This is a genomic window from Nocardia pseudovaccinii NBRC 100343 (assembly GCF_001613225.1).
GTDB classification, from domain to species: Bacteria; Actinomycetota; Actinomycetes; order Mycobacteriales; family Mycobacteriaceae; genus Nocardia; species Nocardia pseudovaccinii.
Genome location: NZ_BDBY01000113.1, coordinates 1 through 18024, shown reverse-complemented (window position 1 = coordinate 18024; position 18024 = coordinate 1). Strand labels below are relative to the sequence as shown.

Genomic DNA, 18024 nt, shown 5'->3' with positions numbered 1-18024 from the left:
GCTCCGTGGTGGTTACGCCACGAAGCAACCTCTCGGCATGAGTACCCGATTTAGTAAACCGGCAGTGACTTGTCGACCTGATTCGCCCAGGCGACGATGCCGCCCTGCACGTGCGAGGCGTCGGAGAAACCGGCGTTCTTCAGGACCGCGAGCACCTCCGCCGAGCGAATACCGGTCTTGCAGTGCAAGACGATCGGGCGGTTCTGCGGCAGATCCGACAGCGCCTCACCGGAGAGGAAGCGATCCTTCGGGATGAGCTTGGCGCCCTCGATGTGCACGATGTCCCATTCGACCGGCTCGCGCACGTCGATGAGCTCGATTTCCTTGCCCGCGTCGAGCAGTTCCTTGAGCTCGCGCGCGGTAATCGTCGAACCCGCGGCCGCGGCTTGGCCCTCCTCGGACACCACACCGCAGAACGCCTCGTAGTCGATCAGTTCGGTGATCGGCTGACGCTCCGGATCGCGGCGCAGCTTGATGGTCCGGTAGTTCATATCCAATGCGTCGTAGACCATGAGACGACCGAGCAGCGGTTCACCGATGCCGGTGATCAGCTTGATCGCCTCGGTCACCATGATCGAACCGATGGAGGCGCACAGCACGCCGAGGACACCGCCCTCGGCGCAGGAGGGCACCATGCCGGGCGGCGGGGCCTCCGGGTAGAGATCGCGGTAGTTGATGCCGCGGCCGTCCGGTGCGTCCTCCCAGAAGACCGACACCTGGCCCTCGAAGCGGTAGATGGAACCCCAGACATACGGCTTGCCCGCCAGCACCGCGGCGTCGTTGACCAGGTAGCGGGTGGCGAAGTTATCGGTGCCGTCGACGATCAGGTCGTATTCGGCGAACAGCTCGACGGCGTTCTCCGGCTCCAAGCGGATCTTGTGCAGCCGGACCTCGATACCGGAGTTGATCTCGAGGATGGAATCACGCGCACTGTCGGCCTTCGGGCGGCCGATGTCGGATTCGCCGTGGATGATCTGGCGCTGCAGATTCGACGCGTCGACCTCGTCGAATTCGACAATGCCGAGCGTGCCGACACCGGCGGCCGCCAGATACAGCAGCGCGGGCGAGCCGAGCCCGCCGGCGCCGATTACCAGCACCTTGGCGTTCTTCAGCCGTTTCTGCCCGTCCACACCCAGGTCCGGGATGATCAGATGACGGCTGTAGCGGGCGATCTCGTCCTTGGTCAGCTCCGCGGCCGGTTCGACCAGCGGCGGCAGGGACTTCGGTGATGACACGTCCAGGGCTCCTCGAATCAATTGGCCGATCGCACTGTGGTGGCTCAGCGCCTATCTACTCAACACCGGCAATCGGGCCGTTCTTCCCGACCATGGTCTCGCACCACCAACCCATGCCGCTGAGCGGGTATACACCCGGCCGGTAATTCACCCGCGGGGATAGGGCCAGGGATTGAAGCGGCAGCGCTTACCGTCCATCGGGACCACACCGTCGGGATCGAGGGCGGCGATGTCGTTGTTCTTGGTGCCGAAGGTCTGCTGCATCATCACCGGGGCGAGCCCGCCGTCGGTCTCGCACGGCTGATGCTGGTGGTAGCCGATGGCATGGCCGACCTCATGGTTGACCTGGTACTGCCGATAGGAACCGATATCGCCCTCGAACGCCAGCGCACCGCGCACCCAGCGCACCTCCGAAAGCACCACTCGGCGCAGATCGGCGTTGAAACAGGAGGAGTCGATCGGAATATCGAAACCGCATGCCTTGCGCGAGGATTCGCGGGAGGCGAGCGAAATGCGGAAGTCCGGTTCGCCGTGATCGATGCGCCGGAAGGCGAATTTGGTATCGTGCGCCCAACTCTTGGGATTGCCCAGGGTGCTGTCGACCAACTTGGCCACGGATTCGTCTCCGCCGAATCCGGAAGTGTCCACGCCGTCCTCGATTTCGACGGTGTACTTGAACTGGAACTCCGATCCGGTGCCCACCTGCGCGGTGGTCCCCGACACCACACGCCATGTGCCTGTACCGGTTTCGGTGAACGGTCCGCCGTCGGGCAGCGCGCCGGTCGGCAGATTCGTCGGGAAGTGGCCGTCGCCGGGCGGTGCGCCGATGATTCCCGCGGATGCCGCACGCGGGCTCAATCGTCCGAATCCCGGTGCCCCGCCTGGCATATTCGCCGGATCGGTGCCCCCGCGCACCGCGTCCACGATCACCAGCACGGTCACCACGAAAAGTACGGGAAGTGCGTAAGCACGCCAACCATAGGTGCGGATGAAACGACCGACCGCGCTCTGTTTCTTGGTATCGCGCTCGGGTCTCGGTGCGCGGGAACGACTCTCGTCGGGTGCGGTGGGATCCCAGCGGGCCCGCAGGGGTTGATAGGAACGATCGACCGTTGGTTCGTGCGAACCGAGCGGGTCATAGACCTCGACACCATTCGCATCCCGCGGTGGCGAACCGGATCTCCATTCGATCTCACCCTCGGCGCCGCCCCGGGCAGCTGCACCGTTTCGGGTGGCTGCCCCCGTACGCACCTCGGGGCCTGGCCTTTCCACAGAGCCCGAGACTACGGAACCGGACGCGGTGGAGCCAGCCCGGCGATACGCACTGCGTCCGGCGCCGGAGGGTCTTTCCGGTCGGTCGGTCACGTCAACCAGCGTCTCACAGGGCGCAATACCCCGACCCGAGCACATCTCCCGCCAGATGCCGACCCTTTCGGGCGACCTGCGAGCAGTCGCCAGCGGTGCGACATATCTCACCGAGTGGACTGCATCTGCGGCCCCGATCGGCAGACGAGATACAAACGGGTATCGTTCATGGGATACCCGGTGTACACCCCAATTTGCCGGGGCATCGACTGGGAGAGCCGAAAAATGACTGACCTCGTGGACCGGATGACGTCCCGCAAAACGTCCTCCGATGCCATGGCGCCGACCAAGCGCGGTACCCGGCTTCCGCGCGACGAGCGTCGTCAACAGCTACTCGCGGCGGCCAGCGAGGTGTTCGTCCAGCGCGGCTACCACGCCGCGGGTATGGACGAGATCTCGCAGTGCGCAGGAGTGAGCAAGCCGGTGCTCTATCAGCACTTCGCCAGCAAGCTCGAGCTCTACTTGGCGGTGCTGCAGAACTACGTCGACATGCTGGTGTCGAGTGTGCGCCAGGCGCTGCGTTCGACCACCGACAACCGGCAGCGCGTGCGCGCCGCGGTACAGGCCTATTTCGATTTCGTCGACAACGAGATGCAGGGCTTCCGACTGGTTTTCGAATCCGATCTGATCAGCGAGCCGCAGGTGCAGCGCCGGGTCGAGCAGGCCACCGAGGCCTGTGTGGACGCGGTCTTCGACCTGGTCGCCCACGATTCCGGTTTGGACCCCTACCGGGCCAGGATCCTCGCGGTCGGGCTGGTCGGCACCAGCCAGTTCACCGCACGGTACTGGCTGGAGGCGGATCGGCCGATTCCGAAGGAAGAGGCGGTCGACACCACCGTCGCGCTGGCCTGGGGCGGTCTGTCACACGTGCCGCTGCATCCGATCCACTGATCGAGCATCGAGGCAGCAGAGCCCCCGCACTCACCCGAGTGCGGGGGCTCTCGTCTGTTGCGTCGCGGTTCGGCTCAGACCGCCGCGAAGCCGACACGACCGCCGGTGGCGGCGCCGATCTCGACATAGGCGACCTTCGAGGCCTGGATCAGGAACTTGCGGCCCTTCTCGTCGGTGAGCACGACGACGCCGCCGTCGCCGCCCAGCGCACCGGACACCAGCGCCTCGACCTCGTCCGGGGTCTGCCCGCTGTTGATCACGAGCTCGCGCGGGCTATCCGAAATACCGATCTTGACCTCCACGGCCAACCTCCGAACCTAGAGTCCTGTGTGCTGTCGAAATCAAGGCTAATGCTCCCCCGCCGCCCCGGGTATTCAGGAGCCCACCAAGAGCCACGAAATCCACGTCGGCGACCGGCGGCCGGACAACTATCCAGTTCTGGCGTACCCGACGAGTTACCCATGTACCTGGGAAATCAGTGGTCACGTCCGAGGTCCGACAGCGCCGTCGACCGACCAGGCGGCTGACGTTCGCCTGTCGCGAACGTCGTCGCGCGCGGATATGCCTACTTGGGCTCGATGAGCTGGATTTCCAGCTCGACCTTGACGGTATCGCTGAGCATGCCGGGCAGCGGGCCACCGACGCCGAAATCGGTGCGCTTGATGGTGCCGCTCGCGGAGAAGCCCGCATGCCGGTCGCCGGTTCCGGCGAATACCTGGACACCGCCCCACTCGACATCGAGGGTGACCGGCTTGGTGATCCCGCCGAGCGTGGCCTCGCCCTCGACCTCGAACGATTCGGTGATCTGAACCGGCTCGACGGCGCGGAAGCTCAGGGTGGGGCGGTTGGCGACATCGAGGAAGTCGGCGGTGCGGACGTGGTTGTCGCGATCGGCATTGCCGGTGTCGAAGGAGTCGAGGTAGATGGTGGCGCCGAGGGTGGCGAAACCATTGTCGTCGACGACGAACTCGGTCTCGAACTTGTTGAAGCGGCCGCGGACCTTGGAGATGCCGAGGTGGCGGATGGTGAACTCGACCTGGGAATGCATCGCGTCCAGCGCCCAGGAGCCCGGGGTGAGTGTGGTGGTGGATTCAGCGGAAGATGTCATGCCATAAACCATGACCGGACCGTGGTCCGCTAGCCAGACCGCCGTTATCCTGGACCCGTCAGGGCTCGGATAACCATCCCAGGACGGGGCACGATGAAACGTATGGCACCCAATCCCTTCGCGGAATACCTCATCGCACGCCGCGCCCAATTGCGGCCTGCGGATGTGGGACTTCCCGAGGGCGGTCGCCGCCGTACCCCGGGACTGCGCCGCGAAGAGGTCGCGGTGCGCGCCGGGGTGAGCGCCGACTATCTGGCCCGGCTCGAGCAGGGCCGCGATACCAATCCGTCGCCCGCGGTCATCGACGCGCTCGCGCAGGCGCTGCTGATCGAGGGGAAGGACCGCCACCACTTCGGTTGGCTCGCCGTCACCTCGACCAACGAATCCCGCTGTCCCACAACCGAAGCCGTCGAAGAGCAGCCGACGCCCGCGATCGAGACCATCCTGCGCGCACTGCATCCCACCCCGGCCTTCGTGATCGGGCGGCGGCTCAACGTGCTCGGCTGGAATCCGGCCTGGGAAGACATCGCGAAACCCGTTGGACTGCTCGACAATCCAGAGGTCGTGAATCTGGCCTGGTTCACCTTCGCGCATTCGCGCGCCAAGCAGGTGCTGCGGAACTGGGACGAAGTGGCCGATATTTTCTCGGCCGCGCTGCGCCGCGCGACGATCCGCTGGCCGGGCGAGGACCGCCTACTCGGGCTGATCGACGCGCTGCTCGCCTATCCGGAGTTCGAAAGCCGTTGGCAGCCACAGCATATCGACGACCTGGTCTCGGGCACGATGCGGTTCGACCACCCGGAGTACGGCCATATCGATATCCCGTTCGAAGCGCTGAACGCCGATAAGGATCAGTGCGTCGTCGTCTGGCTCACCGACCAGGCGCAGGCGCAATCGCCCGGCCTGCGACTGGTCCGCGCGGTCAACGAGTAATCAGATTCCCAGGACGGCCATGCGTTCGGCGTGGCTGGCCTGCATGCGCTCGAACAGTGCGGCAATGCCGTTGAGGTCACCGGTCGCGGCGAGCACCAGCTCGGTGAGTTCGTCGCGCTGAGCCATGACGTACTGCGCCTGGGTGATCGCCTCACCGAGCAGCCGCCGACCCCACAGCGTCAGCCGGTCGCGCTCGGAGCGGCTCGTCGCGACCGCGCGGCGCACCTCCTCCACCACGAATTCGGAGTGGCTGGTCTCGGCGAGCACATCCCGGACCACGGCGGCGACCTCGGGAGACAGGGCACCGGCGATCTCGGTGTAGAAATCGGCGGCGATGCCGTCACCGACGTAGAACTTCACCATCGACTCGAGCCAGGTCGAGGGATCGGTGGAGTCGTGGTAGGCGTCCAGGGCGCGCACGAACGGCGCCATCGCGTCGAAGATATCCACCCCGCGCTCGGCCAGCGCGGACTCCAGGGTTTCGAAGTGCCGCATCTCGGCGGCGGCCATCTTCGCGACGGCAACCTTGCCACGCAGCGTCGGCGACAGCTTGGCCTCCTCGGCCAGCCGGTAGAACGCGGAGAGCTCACCGTAGGCGAGCACCGCGAACAGGTCGATCACGCCCGTATCGTCGGCGGAAATGAACGAGCCGGACAACGAAACCCCTACCGCTGCAGGTGACTGTGCTCCCATGTCGACACAGCCTAGTCCCGGTCTGTTACGTCTCACCGTCATCCCGTTACATGTCGCCGTCATCCCGGCGAACATCGGGAGCGTCGCGTGTTCAGGACAGCTCGGACAGGAACTTGTCGAGATAGGTCCACGTGGTGTCGCGCGCGGTTTCCCCGGTGAGGATGCCGAGGTGGCTGCCGGGTGCGGTTTCGTAGCGAACGGACTGCGCGCCGGTGAGGATGCGCTGTCCGGCCGCCACCGCCGCAGCGGGGGTGATGACATCGGTGGGTCCGCCGACCAGCAGAACGGGCGCGGTCACGTCGGCCAATTCGATGCGGCGCTTGCCGAGTTTCACGACACCGCGGCCGATGTCGTTGTTCAGGATCAGGCGGCCCCACAACTGGCCGTAGAAGCGACCTGGATAGCCGGGCATCTCGGACATGAAGCGGTCGATGGACTCCATCTTCGCCAGGGATTCGGTGCGCGCGATATTGCTCGCGACGAACCAGGGGCGGGTGAGTTCGCGGTCCCATGCGGTCACCTTGTAGGCGATTCGGGTCAGCGTGGCCGGAATGCCGCCTGCCGCCCGTACCGCCGTCGAGGTGGCGATGCCGCCGGTCAGCTTGGCCACCGCGCGCACCTGCGGAATGCCGGTCATCTTGTCGTAGTCCAGCGGCGAGCCGACCGCCGTGACGGAGCGGATCGGCAGTTCTGGGTGCGCGGCCGCGGTCAGCAGTGCGAGGGTGCCGCCGATGGACCAGCCGACCAGATCGACCGGACGGCCGTCGCGATCGGCGGACGTGCGCAGGATCGACTCGGGCAGGATCTCGTCGATCCAGGTCTCGAAGCCCATGCGCCGGTCGGCGAAGCTGATCTCGCCGTAGTCGACGACGTAGGGCGCCCGGCCCGTCTCCAGCAGGAATCGGGCCACGCTCTGATCCGGACGCAGATCGAAGCAGCTGGCGGGTGCGGCCAGCGGCGGCACCATCAGCACCGCCGAATCCGTTGCGGCAGCGGCGGATCCGGTACCCTCGAAACGACGCAGCTGCCGATGTGGTTCATCCCACAGCACCGTCGACGGGGCGGGATCGGGCGCCTCGACGCCCTGGCCGAAGGTCAGCGCCCAGGCATTGCGCGCCGCGATGGTGACGGTGTCGGTGAAACTCACCTCCAGAATGTCTCACATCCCGTTACCGACGGTAACAGGCAACTCCGATTTGTGAGCAATCGTGCACCGCTCAGCCCCGCGGCATGCCGATCGGATTGAGCGGTGGCACCAGGCTCTCCTGAACACGCTTCGTCAACGGTTCGAGCAAGTAGGTCAGCTCGGCGACGGCGTCCTGCGACAGCGCCGCCAGTGCGCCGTTCCAGGCGGCTTCGTCGGTGTCGGCCTCCACTCGTTCGAGCAATTCGGCGCCGGAGCCGGTCAACTCCGGACTGATCGGCTCCCCCACGATCAAACCCCTGGCGCGCAACTCGTCGGCGATGTCGGACCATTCCCGCTCCGACCAGCCGCGCGCGGGCCGCATCACCGATTCGGGCGACTTTCCGGCCGCCACCTGCAGCACCAGCGCCTGTGATCCGGACAGACCGTGCGCAACCAGGGCCGCCACATGTCCGTCGCCGCGATGTTCGCGCAGCGTGGTCGTGAGCTGCCACAGCGCGGCCACCGGATCTGCCGACAGCGGCAATTCCGTATTCGCCGCATAGAGCGGGCGGCCGGTCGGATCGGCCGTGCGCGCTACCGGTTCGAGCAATTCGGCGGCACGGGCGCAATCGGCGTCACCCGCTCCGGCCCCGCGCAACAATCCGACCGAAAAGGCGAGCCGGGCCTGCAGACATGCCTCCGGCGTCGTCCGGGCCCAGGCATCCGGCACCGCCTTGGCCACCATGTCCGGATGGAATCCGGCGAAGGTCGCCAGTACCGCGCCCGCGCCCACCGGGCCGAGTGGCGCGGCCCGGAATGCGAAGTAGGTCTGCCAGAATCCGCGCAGTCCGAGCGCAACTCCGGCCCGCTTGACGTCCGCGCCGAAATACACCACATCGTGGATGGGTTCGAGAGTGTGCCAGATTCGACGCGCCAGATGAATTGCCATGTGGCGCACAGTACGTCGACGGCCGACGCAAGGAAACCGCGCATTTTGTCCGGAATTACCGACCATTTCCAGCAACCTGCAAGCAGTCGCTACCGTGGCCGTTCGTTACGTCGAATTCGAGCCGAGCACAATATCACGCTACAATCTCTGCGGACAACGGAAATTTTCGTCCGTCGAGTCGCCGGATCGTACGGTCGCCCGAGTGTCGCCGACGAGGTTTTCGAAGTCCTGGAATATGTGCGCGCACCAGATCCGCATCACCCTTGCGCCGCGCCGATGTCTTCCGAGGTCAGCTGCCGAAACGACGAGCTCCCGCAGACATCAGGGCAGTGGCCGAGGTGAGTATCACAGGCGGATATGTGGTTGTCGCGGGCCGGCCGGTCCGCCCCACACCTCGTGCGCGTGTGACGCGATAACGAGGAAAGGCACGAACCTGAGCAAGATCACTGTCGAACAGGAACCTGGTCTGGCGGATACGCTACTGACCGCCGAACTGGACGAAACCCATACCGCTCCGACATTCGCCGAATTGGGGGTTCGCGATGAAATCGTGCGAGCACTCGGCGAGATCGGAATCGAACGCACCTTCGCAATTCAGGAACTGACCCTGCCACTGGCACTCGCCGGTGAAGATCTGATCGGTCAGGCCCGCACGGGCATGGGTAAGACCTTCGGATTCGGTGTGCCGCTGCTGCACCGGATCGCCACCGCCGACACCGGGACCACCCCGCTGGACGGCACCCCGCGGGCGCTGATCATCGTGCCGACGCGCGAACTCTGCATCCAGGTCACCCAGGATCTGGAGAACGCGAGCAAGTACCTGAAGAACCACCAGGGCCAGCTGCGCGTGCTCTCGATCTACGGCGGCCGCCCGTACGAGTCCCAGATCGCCGCGCTGCGCTCCGGTGTGGACGTCGTCGTCGGTACTCCCGGCCGACTCATGGATCTTGCCGATCAGGGCCATCTGATCCTCGGCAAGATCGGCGTGCTCGTCCTGGACGAGGCCGACGAAATGCTGGACCTGGGCTTCCTGCCCGATATCGAACGCATTCTCGGCATGGTTCCGACGCAGCGTCAGACCATGCTGTTCTCGGCCACCATGCCGGGCCCGATCATCACCCTGGCCCGCACCTTCCTGACCAGGCCGACGCATATCCGCGCCGAGGAACCGCACGATTCCGCCGTGCACGATCGCACCGCGCAGTTCGTCTACCGCGCGCACGCGCTGGACAAGAGCGAGCTGATCGCCAAGGTGCTGCAGGCCGAGAGCCGCGGCGCGACCATGATCTTCACCCGGACCAAGCGCACCGCGCAGAAGGTCGCCGACGATCTGGCCGACCGCGGCTTCGCCGTCGGCGCCGTACACGGTGACCTCGGACAGATCGCTCGGGAGAAGGCGCTCACCAAGTTCCGCAAGGGCGCCATCAATGTGCTGGTCGCGACCGATGTCGCGGCGCGCGGCATCGATATCGACGATGTCACCCACGTCATCAACTACCAGTGCCCGGAGGACGAGAAGACCTACGTGCACCGGATCGGGCGCACCGGCCGGGCCGGGCGCACCGGTGTCGCGGTGACGCTGATCGACTGGGATGAACTGAACCGCTGGGCGTCCATCGACACCGCACTCGGTCTCGGCATCCCGGACCCGGTCGAAACCTATTCGCGGTCCCCGCATCTGTTCTCCGACCTCGGCATTCCGGAGGGTGTCACCGGCACCATCCGCAAGCCGAAGCCGGTCCGCGACGAGGACGCCGAGGTGGTCGAGCGCCCCGCCCGCACACCGCGCAAACGCAGTCGTCGCCGCACCCGCGCGGGTCAGCCGATCGACGGCGAAACCAACGGCATCGAGACCGATGAAGCCGAAACCGAAACCGCCGCAGCCCCGCTCGACGATGCGACCGACGACGAGACGGCGGATAAGCCCGCGCGGCGCCGCCGTCGCCGCCGCAGGTCCGCCGGTGCCACCGAAGACGGCACCGAGCACGGCACCGAGTCGAAGGACAACGGAGACAACGGAAACGGCGTGACCGCCGAGTCGGACTCGGACAGCGATTCCGATGACGCCGAAACCACCGATCAGCCCGCTCGCCGTCGGCGCCGCCGTCGCAAGCCCGCGGGCGAGGCGGGCGCAGGCGAAGCGACCGCGGACACCGCTCCCGAAACGGTGACCGCCTCGGCATAGTCCGATCCACGGGCGCGTCTGTCATGGACAGGCGCGCCTGTGGCGTCTCAGCATCGGCGATGCGGACGCGTCACCGATGCACGGTCGCCTGCCCGTGGCAACGGGTCGCCGAATGTGGAAATACCGGCAGGTGAGCGCCATTGAACGCGGCCGCGGCCGTCATACGTCGGCGGATGTCCACGCGAGACCGATCGCATCCCCCGGCCGACACGTTGTAGTCTCGCAAACGTGCTCGCACCCGAGCGGCGAACGCGCGCCGACATCATCTCCGCAGTCGCGATCGCCGTGGTCGTGGTGATCGCGGCGGCGGTGGTGTGGGCGCGCAGTGATGCCAGGGGCACCGAATCGGTGACGGCGGAACATCCGGTTTCCACTCCCGCGGCCGCCGATCAGGTTCCGACGAGCCTGCGCGAGCTGTGGCATGCGCCGGACCCCGCGGCGACCCGCGCGCTGGTGGCCGCGGGCACGGTCGTGACCGGCGCGGATGGCACGGTCACCGGACACGATCCGCGTACCGGCGCGCAAGTGTGGCACTACCGGCGCGACCTACCGCTGTGCGGTGTGGAGTCGCAGTTCGGCACGGTGATCGCGGTGTACAAGGATCAGCGCGGCTGCAGCCAGGCCACGCTGCTGGCCGGTGAGGACGGTTCGCGCCGGACCGCGCGCAGCAGCTATATGGATCCGACCGTGCAGCTATCGGTCGATGGCACCTATGTGCTGGCCCAGGGCCCGCGGCGGCTGGAGATGTGGCGCTCGGATCTGGTGCGCACCATCGAATACGGTTACGTCGACGCACCCGTGAACGTGAAAACCCAACCGCGCAAAGGCTGCAAACTGATCTCGTCGAGTTCGAGCTCCACCCGGCTCGCCGTCCTCGAACGCTGTCCCGAAGATCCGACCAACCGGTTGACCGTGCTCAATCCGGCGCCGAAGGACAATACGGTGCCCGAGGAGTACGGCTCGCATGTGCTCAACGGATCCGGTGCGGACGCACCCGACGGGCGCGTAATCGCGGTGTCCGACAACCGAATCGTGCTGTACCTGCCCGGTGCGCCCGCGACCGCGACCGCCGAGGCGATTTCGCCGCGGCTGGAGGTCTTCGACGGCACCGGGAATGCGCTTGTGGTGCACCAACTTTCCGCACCGCTGAGCGATAAGACGACGACCACGCGGATCAGCTCGCTGTTCCTGGTATTCACCGGCAACAGCCTGATCGCCTTGAACGCGGGCACTTTCGATCCGATGTGGGCGGCCCCCGGCGCACTCGGCAGTCCCGCCTTCATGGCGGGCCGACTACTCGTGCCGGTCGACGGCGCCATCGCGGTCCTCGATCCCACTTCGGGCACCGAGGTGTCGCGCATTCCGGTTGCCCGGCCCGGCTACGACGGCTCCCCCATCTCGCTCGCCGTCCTCGGCACAACCGTGCTGGAAAGACGTGGGGCCGAGATATTCGCGCTGGGCTCGTGATTACTGATTTAGTAAGAACATGGGTAACTCATCGGGAACGCCCAAAAACCCGGCGGCACCTACTGCCGGCCCGGCAAATGACTATCGAGGCACCGACGACCGGCAAAAGATTCGGGGAGGCGGACTAGCCATGTCCGCACGCGACGACGCCCGACTGGTCCTGCTCCGACACGGCGAAACCACCTGGTCCAGCCAGCGGCGCCACACCGGCCGCACCGATCTGCCGCTCACCGAGCGCGGTGAGGAGCAGGCTCGCGCCGCGGGCGGACTGCTCGGTGAACTGAAGCTGCGCGATCCGCTGGTGCTCACCAGTCCGCGTCAACGCGCTGTCCGCACAGCGGCGCTCGCGGGGCTCGCGGAGACCGTAGTCGATGACGATCTGGCCGAATGGGATTACGGCGACTACGAGGGGCGGACGTCCGTCGAGATCCGCGAACACGATCCCGGCTGGACCATCTGGACCGGAGTGGTGCCGGGTGGCGAGACGGCCGCACAGGTCAGCGCGCGCGCCGATCGGGTGCTGGCATCGGTCGAACCCGCACTGGCGGACCGGGATATCGTGCTGGTCGGTCACGGTCATTTCTCCCGGGCGCTGATCGCCCGCTGGGCCGAGCTCGACATCCGGGAGGGTCGGCGCTTCGCCATGTCGACCGCCGCGATCACCGTGCTCGGTTACGAACACGACGACCGAACCATCCTGGCGCACAACCTAGTTCCCGCAAACCATGGAGCAACACTATGACCCGCACCGGCCAGATCCGCCGCGCTACCCCCGCCGATGTACCCGCCATGGTGGGCCTGGTCGAGGATCTCGCCGAGTACGAGAAGTCCCGCGCGGAGTGCACGCTCACCGCCGAGCAACTGGACACCGCGCTGTTCGGGCCGTCACCCGCGGTTTTCGCCCATGTCGTCGAGGACGAGACCGGTGTGGTCGGCTGTGCGATCTGGTTCCTGAACTACTCCACCTGGACCGGCGTACACGGCATCTATCTCGAGGACCTGTACGTCAAACCGGAGACCCGCGGCAAGGGTTACGGCAAGGCGCTGCTGGCCGCCCTCGCCGAGGAGGCCGCCGCCAAGGGCTACAGCCGGGTCGAATGGTCCGTGCTGACCTGGAATACGCCCGCCATCGAGTTCTACAAGTCCATCGACGCCGAACCGCAGGACGAGTGGGTCGGCTACCGGCTCACCGGCGCGGCCATCGATAAACTCGCCGCCGAAGCCTGGTGAACGAGTGAGGGTTACCGCACCGACGGATTGGCCGACCACCGCGGACGAGGCCATGGCGATCCAGGATGCGTTGCGGCCATTGGTGATTACGACCGATCCGCATCCACCGCGATTCCGCACCGTCGCCGGACTCGACTCCGCCTACGACGACGAAACCGGGATCGCGGCCGCAGCCGCCGTCGTATTGGACAGTGCCACACTGGATCCCGTCGAAACCGCGGTAGCGCACGGCTCGGTTGCCTTTCCTTACGTGCCGGGCTTGCTGTCCTTCCGTGAACTACCGACAACCCTCGCCGCACTCGAAAAGCTCGGTACCACACCGGATCTGCTGATCTGCGATGGCCAGGGACTCGCACATCCGCGCCGCTTCGGCTTGGCCTGCCACGTCGGAATCCTCACGGGCACACCGACGATCGGCGTAGCCAAGACACCGTGGGGCGACTACGTGGAGCCCGGTCCGGAGCGCGGCGCAGTCAGCGATATCGCGATGGACGGCGAAATCGTCGGGCGCGCGCTGCGCACGCGGCGCGGCGTCAAACCGGTCTTCGTCTCGGTCGGTCATCTCATCGACCTGGACACCGCATGCACCCAGGTGCTCGCGCTGACTCCGCGCTACCGTCAGCCGGAAACTACCCGCCGGGCCGATCATCTGTGCCGTCAGGCACTGCGCGCCGCCACCGCCTGATCCCGGCTACTTCGATTCCGGTTCGATTCCGTACACCTCGGCCATCCAGCGATTCGACGCGGGCGCGAACAAGAACACCAGCGCGCCCACCACGACGAGGCCGAGCAGCGCGCCGAGCACCGGCTGATGCGAATCGGTCAGCAGCGACCAGGTCACCGGAAGCAGCAGAACCTGTGCGATCACAGCGATGGCCCGTCCCCATCGGTGCCCGAGAAAGAGTCCGGTCCCGGCCGCGAGGACCGCGCCGCCGAGAATCCCGAACCACGCGGCCGTGCCGTATCCGCTCGCGGCGCTCTGATCGTGCCCGAGCAGGCCACGCACGATCAGCACGATCGCCACGACCACGGCCACCGCCCCCTCCAGCGCGACCAATCCGCCCGCACCGCGCACCGTCGCGGGCACACCCGCCGAAACCTCGTCTTTGCCGCTGTCCGCCACGTGGCCAAGCCTAGAACGCACTCGGCGGCTTTTCGGACCGGGCCGCGCGCCGATTAGGCTGCCGAAGGTGCGGACGTTGCTGATCGTGAATCCGAATGCCACCTCGACTACGCCGGCGACGCGGGACCTGCTGGCGCACGCGTTGGAGAGCCGGACTCAACTGACCGTCGCGCATACCCAGCACCGCGGCCACGCGGCGGAATTGGCACAGTGGGCAGCAACCAACGAGATGGACCTGATCGTCGTGCACGGCGGCGATGGGACGGTCAACGAGACCATCAACGGCTATCTGCCGCTGCCCCAGGTCGACGACGGACAGGCGTGGCTGCCGCGCCTCGGCGTGATTCCGGGCGGCTCGGCGAATGTGTTCGCGCGCGCCCTCGGCATCTCCCCGGATCCGGTGACCGCAACCAACCAGCTCATCGATCTGCTCACCCTCGACCACGACCGCAAAATCGGGCTCGGCCTCGCCGATGACCGCTGGTTCGGCTTCAGCGCCGGTGTCGGCCTCGACGCCGACGTCTGCGAAGCGATCGACAACAGCCGCGCCAACGGCCATGCCGCCACCCCTGGTCGCTACGTCCGCACCACTGTCCGGCAGTTTTTCAAGTCGAAGCGCAAGGAGCCGAGCGTCCGGATCGAGATCCCGGGATTCGACCCCATCAGTGAGGTCCATTACGCCTTCGTAACGAACGCCAGCCCGTGGACCTACCTGAACGCCACCCCGGTGCACACCAACCCGGGCACGGCCTTCGAAACCGGTCTCGGCGTGTTTGCCGTGCGGTCGATGTCGGTGGTTTCCACCCTGCTGCTCGCCAGGCAGCTTCTCACTGCCAATGGAAATCCCAAGTCCCGCAACCTATTTCGCGAGGACGATGTGCCGTCCGTGCACATCGAGGCCAGCGAGCCGATCGGTCTGCAAATCGATGGCGACTTTATCGGAAAACGCAACATGGTGGATTTCACAGCCGTGCCGGACGTGCTCGAGGTCGTTGCTCCCCGCCCGAAATGAGCACGAAACGCGCGAAAAAACTCGGTGTTGTGCTGCGAAAACCGGGTAGAGCGAGTACAAAGGACCGGGCAGGTTCCCCAAGGGGTTCCTTGAGAGCGTGAGCTTCCCCACGGTGCACCGGATACCTATTGACATCTACGGTGTTCGTGAAAGCATTCACAAGCAACCGTGCGGAAACATTCGAGTCGCACAAGTGAACGATCCACAAACCGTAGGCGCCCTTTGCGGCGCCCAGCAAAGGAGCAGAGGAATGGACTGGCGCCACAAGGCCATCTGTCGCGATGAGGACCCCGAGCTGTTCTTCCCGGTGGGTAACAGTGGTCCGGCGCTCGCGCAGATTGCCGATGCCAAGCTGGTCTGCGCTCGCTGCCCCGTTACCGCTGACTGCCTGTCCTGGGCCCTGAAGTCCGGGCAGGATGCCGGCGTGTGGGGCGGTATGAGCGAGGACGAGCGTCGGGCGCTCAAGCGTCGCAACGCCCGCACGCGCACCCGCACCGTCGTCTAGGAGGACGACCAGCGTTACCGGACCTCTCAGCCCGGCCCGGTAACGCAGCCAAGCCCGGCACTCAGGTGCCGGGCTATTTTGTGCCCGAAGGAGATTCGCCTCAACGACCCGAGCGTCGCCCCAAGGGAACGCGCAGCACCGCGTCGGTGCCGATGTCGGCGCCGGGGTGCAGGCCGATGGAACCGCCGAGTTCCGCGGTGACCAGCGTGCGCACGATCTGCAGGCCGAGGCGGTCGGAGGATTCCAGGCTGAAACCCGGCGGTAGGCCGCGGCCGTCATCGCTGATGATCACGTCCAGCCAGCGCGCCGAACGCTCGGAACGGATTGTCACCGTGCCGTTTTCGCCGGAATCGAAGGCGTGCTCGATGGCGTTCTGCACCAGTTCGGTGAGCACCATCACCAGCGGGGTGGCACGTTCGGCGGAGAACACGCCGAGCGAACCCGCCCGGCGCACTTTGATTCTCGCGGTGTGCACGGTCGCGACATCGGCCATGATCGGCAGCAGCCGGTCCACGACTTCGTCGAGATCGACCTCTTCATCCACCGACATCGACAGCATCTCGTGCACCGAGGCGATCGAGGTGACCCGGCGCACCGATTCGGTCAGTGCGACCTGCGCCTCCTCGTTCTCGGTGCGACGCGCCTGCAACCGCAGCAGCGCGGCGACCGTCTGCAGATTGTTCTTCACCCGGTGGTGGATCTCGCGGATGGTCGCGTCCTTGCTCAGCAGCGCGCGGTCGCGGCGCTTGACCTCGGTGACGTCGCGGACCAGCACGGCAGCCCCGGCCAGTTCCCCGTGCGGGCGCAGCACCAGGGTGCGCAGCAGCACGGTGGCGCCGCGCGCCTCGACCTCCATGCGGCGCCCGGTGCGTCCTGCCAGGGCGGCCTGGATATCGCCGACGACTTCCTGGGCGTCGAACGGATCGGTGATCAGCGACCGGGTGGTGACGGCCAGATCCTGACCGGCCAGATCCGACTGCAGCCCCATCCGGTGATACGCCGACAGCGCGTTCGGGCTGGCGTAGACGACGATGCCCTCGGTATCGAGCCGGATGAAGCCGTCGCCCGCGCGCGGACTGGAGTGCGTCGCGGCGCGGTCCTCGGTGGTCGGGAAGGTGCCGTCGGCGATCATCTGGCACAGATCGTCGGCGCAGGCGACGTAGGCGATCTCCAGCGTGCTGCGCACGCGCGAACGCTGCAGATCGGTATCGCGGCTGAGCACCGCGATGACATCGTCGCCGCAGCGCACCGGAATGGCCTCGCGGATGGCGTGCACCGGATGCGGATGGTAGACGCCCTCGGCCTCGATATCGCTGTCCGCGCGCACGATCTTGCCGGTCATCAGCGCGTCGAACACCTGCGGATGATCGGTCTGCAATGCGGTTCCGCCGACCCGATCCTCCGGATGGACGGTCGGCGCGGTCGTCGGTCGACACTGTGCGACGCAGACGATATCGGCGCCGTCGGCGATCGGTCCCGCACCGACCCACAGCAGCAGATCCGCGAAGGACAGATCGGCGAGCAGCTGCCAATCGCCGACCACCCGTTGCAGATGGTCCACGGCGACGCCGGGTAGGTCGGTGTGTTCGGCCAGCAGCTCACTCAGTGTCGCCATTTTCGATCTACCCGCTTCAGAAGTTAAGAGATGACGGCGATCAGGTGCCCGGCCTTGATCGCATCGCCCTCTTTGACGCCGATCGAGGTCACCGTGCCACCGCTTTCGGCGAGCACCGGGATCTCCATTTTCATCGACTCGAGGATCACCAGCGTGTCGCCCTCGTGTACCTCGTCACCCTCGGCAACGACAACCTGCTGCACGACCGACACCAGCTCCGAGAGCACTTCCTCCGCCATGACACCTCATCCACTCGTTCGCCCGTATCCGCTGAAGCTACAGCCAACCACACATGAAACAATGGCCTTCAATCAGAAGGGAGACTACCTATGGGTAAGCGTGGTCGTAAGAAGCGCAGCCGCAAGGGAAGCGCGGCCAACCACGGCAAGCGTCCTAACGCCTGAGCCGTAACAGACGAAAAACACCGAGAGCCATGATCTTCCGTAGGCACTCGGTGTTTTTTCTGTTTCCGGAACTACTCGGTGGTCTCGACCCGCGTGACCGTGACGGATCGGCGGATTTCCAGGCTCAGCCGATCGCGCAGTGCATCCGGCGCCCGATCGCCGCCGCACTTGCGGCTCAGCAGG

General features: G+C 66.2%; 20 protein-coding genes. 10 read left to right on the top strand and 10 right to left on the bottom strand.

The annotated features are described in order from the left end of the window. Window positions 1-50 precede the first annotated feature (50 nt). Window positions 51-1235 (bottom strand): adenylyltransferase/sulfurtransferase MoeZ, encoded by a 1185-nt coding sequence (gene moeZ, locus NP3_RS13365; protein WP_040694816.1) that lies wholly within the window; start codon window positions 1233-1235, stop codon window positions 51-53. Between the two features lie 147 nt (window positions 1236-1382). Continuing rightward, a complete protein-coding gene (locus NP3_RS13360; protein ID WP_245720916.1) occupies window positions 1383-2507 on the bottom strand; it encodes a DUF3152 domain-containing protein in 1125 nt (374 codons plus the stop codon). A gap of 318 nt (window positions 2508-2825) precedes the next feature. Between NP3_RS13360 and fasR the strand changes: the two genes are divergently transcribed. Further along, window positions 2826-3491, top strand: a complete 666-nt coding sequence (gene fasR, locus NP3_RS13355; RefSeq protein WP_063041158.1) for an HTH-type transcriptional activator FasR — start codon at window positions 2826-2828, stop codon at window positions 3489-3491. Between the two features lie 74 nt (window positions 3492-3565). Here fasR and NP3_RS13350 read toward each other — a convergent pair whose 3' ends face one another. Together NP3_RS13350 and NP3_RS13345 are read right to left on the bottom strand one after the other, a co-directional pair. Further along, complete coding sequence (locus NP3_RS13350) at window positions 3566-3793, bottom strand: DUF3107 domain-containing protein (RefSeq protein WP_063041156.1); 228 nt, start codon at window positions 3791-3793, stop codon at window positions 3566-3568. 263 nt (window positions 3794-4056) lie between these two features. After that, window positions 4057-4599 carry a YceI family protein gene (locus NP3_RS13345; protein ID WP_063041154.1) on the bottom strand — a complete coding sequence of 181 codons (543 nt, stop codon included), beginning with the start codon at window positions 4597-4599 and terminating at the stop codon, window positions 4057-4059. A gap of 102 nt (window positions 4600-4701) precedes the next feature. On the opposite strand from NP3_RS13345, the gene NP3_RS13340 reads away from it, so the two are divergent. Then, window positions 4702-5532, top strand: a complete 831-nt coding sequence (locus tag NP3_RS13340) for a helix-turn-helix transcriptional regulator (RefSeq protein ID WP_063041152.1) — start codon at window positions 4702-4704, stop codon at window positions 5530-5532. Here the strand turns inward: NP3_RS13340 and NP3_RS13335 are convergent, their stop codons facing one another. From NP3_RS13335 to NP3_RS13325, 3 genes are all read right to left on the bottom strand, one after another. Beyond that, window positions 5533-6225 carry a ferritin-like fold-containing protein gene (locus NP3_RS13335; RefSeq protein ID WP_063041150.1) on the bottom strand — a complete coding sequence of 231 codons (693 nt, stop codon included), beginning with the start codon at window positions 6223-6225 and terminating at the stop codon, window positions 5533-5535. A gap of 91 nt (window positions 6226-6316) precedes the next feature. Continuing rightward, window positions 6317-7372, bottom strand: coding sequence for a polyhydroxyalkanoate synthase family protein (locus tag NP3_RS13330; protein ID WP_084508550.1), 1056 nt, complete (start codon window positions 7370-7372; stop codon window positions 6317-6319). Between the two features lie 70 nt (window positions 7373-7442). Then, on the bottom strand, window positions 7443-8300 hold the full coding sequence (locus NP3_RS13325) for an SCO6745 family protein (protein ID WP_063041146.1): 858 nt from the start codon (window positions 8298-8300) through the stop codon (window positions 7443-7445). 412 nt (window positions 8301-8712) lie between these two features. Here NP3_RS13325 and NP3_RS13320 point away from each other — a divergent pair, with 412 nt between their 5' ends. The 5 genes from NP3_RS13320 to NP3_RS13300 all read left to right on the top strand — a co-directional run bounded on the left by NP3_RS13320 (window position 8713) and on the right by NP3_RS13300 (window position 13867). Next, a complete protein-coding gene (locus tag NP3_RS13320) occupies window positions 8713-10485 on the top strand; it encodes a DEAD/DEAH box helicase (RefSeq protein WP_063041163.1) in 1773 nt (590 codons plus the stop codon). A 228-nt stretch (window positions 10486-10713) separates the two neighbouring features. Then, entirely contained in the window at window positions 10714-11952 is a 1239-nt protein-coding gene (locus tag NP3_RS13315) for an Rv3212 family protein (RefSeq protein WP_063041144.1), read from the top strand. A gap of 130 nt (window positions 11953-12082) precedes the next feature. Continuing rightward, a complete protein-coding gene (locus NP3_RS13310) occupies window positions 12083-12694 on the top strand; it encodes an acid phosphatase (protein WP_063041141.1) in 612 nt (203 codons plus the stop codon). Continuing rightward, window positions 12691-13182: a GNAT family N-acetyltransferase gene (locus NP3_RS13305; RefSeq protein ID WP_063041138.1), complete on the top strand. Its 492-nt coding sequence runs from the start codon at window positions 12691-12693 to the stop codon at window positions 13180-13182. Before NP3_RS13310 ends, NP3_RS13305 begins: the two co-directional genes overlap by 4 nt. 4 nt (window positions 13183-13186) lie before the next feature. Beyond that, window positions 13187-13867, top strand: a complete 681-nt coding sequence (locus NP3_RS13300) for an endonuclease V (protein ID WP_245720915.1) — start codon at window positions 13187-13189, stop codon at window positions 13865-13867. Window positions 13868-13873: 6 nt separating this feature from the next. On the opposite strand, the gene NP3_RS13295 is transcribed toward NP3_RS13300, so the two are convergent. Continuing rightward, window positions 13874-14305 carry a hypothetical protein gene (locus NP3_RS13295; protein ID WP_063041136.1) on the bottom strand — a complete coding sequence of 144 codons (432 nt, stop codon included), beginning with the start codon at window positions 14303-14305 and terminating at the stop codon, window positions 13874-13876. Between the two features lie 67 nt (window positions 14306-14372). Here NP3_RS13295 and NP3_RS13290 point away from each other — a divergent pair, with 67 nt between their 5' ends. Both NP3_RS13290 and NP3_RS13285 read left to right on the top strand, forming a co-directional pair. Then, complete coding sequence (locus NP3_RS13290; protein WP_063041134.1) at window positions 14373-15317, top strand: diacylglycerol/lipid kinase family protein; 945 nt, start codon at window positions 14373-14375, stop codon at window positions 15315-15317. A 250-nt stretch (window positions 15318-15567) separates the two neighbouring features. Next, entirely contained in the window at window positions 15568-15822 is a 255-nt protein-coding gene (locus NP3_RS13285) for a WhiB family transcriptional regulator (RefSeq protein WP_011211115.1), read from the top strand. Between the two features lie 100 nt (window positions 15823-15922). Here NP3_RS13285 and NP3_RS13280 read toward each other — a convergent pair whose 3' ends face one another. Then, window positions 15923-17437, bottom strand: coding sequence for a sensor histidine kinase (locus tag NP3_RS13280; protein ID WP_063041132.1), 1515 nt, complete (start codon window positions 17435-17437; stop codon window positions 15923-15925). A gap of 23 nt (window positions 17438-17460) precedes the next feature. Further along, window positions 17461-17676 carry a biotin/lipoyl-binding carrier protein gene (locus NP3_RS13275; protein ID WP_040694864.1) on the bottom strand — a complete coding sequence of 72 codons (216 nt, stop codon included), beginning with the start codon at window positions 17674-17676 and terminating at the stop codon, window positions 17461-17463. Window positions 17677-17766: 90 nt separating this feature from the next. Between NP3_RS13275 and NP3_RS51460 the strand changes: the two genes are divergently transcribed. After that, the gene (locus NP3_RS51460) at window positions 17767-17841 is read left to right on the top strand and encodes a 50S ribosomal protein bL37 (RefSeq protein WP_095887907.1); all 75 of its coding nucleotides are present in this window, start codon (window positions 17767-17769) and stop codon (window positions 17839-17841) included. Window positions 17842-18024 lie beyond the last annotated feature (183 nt).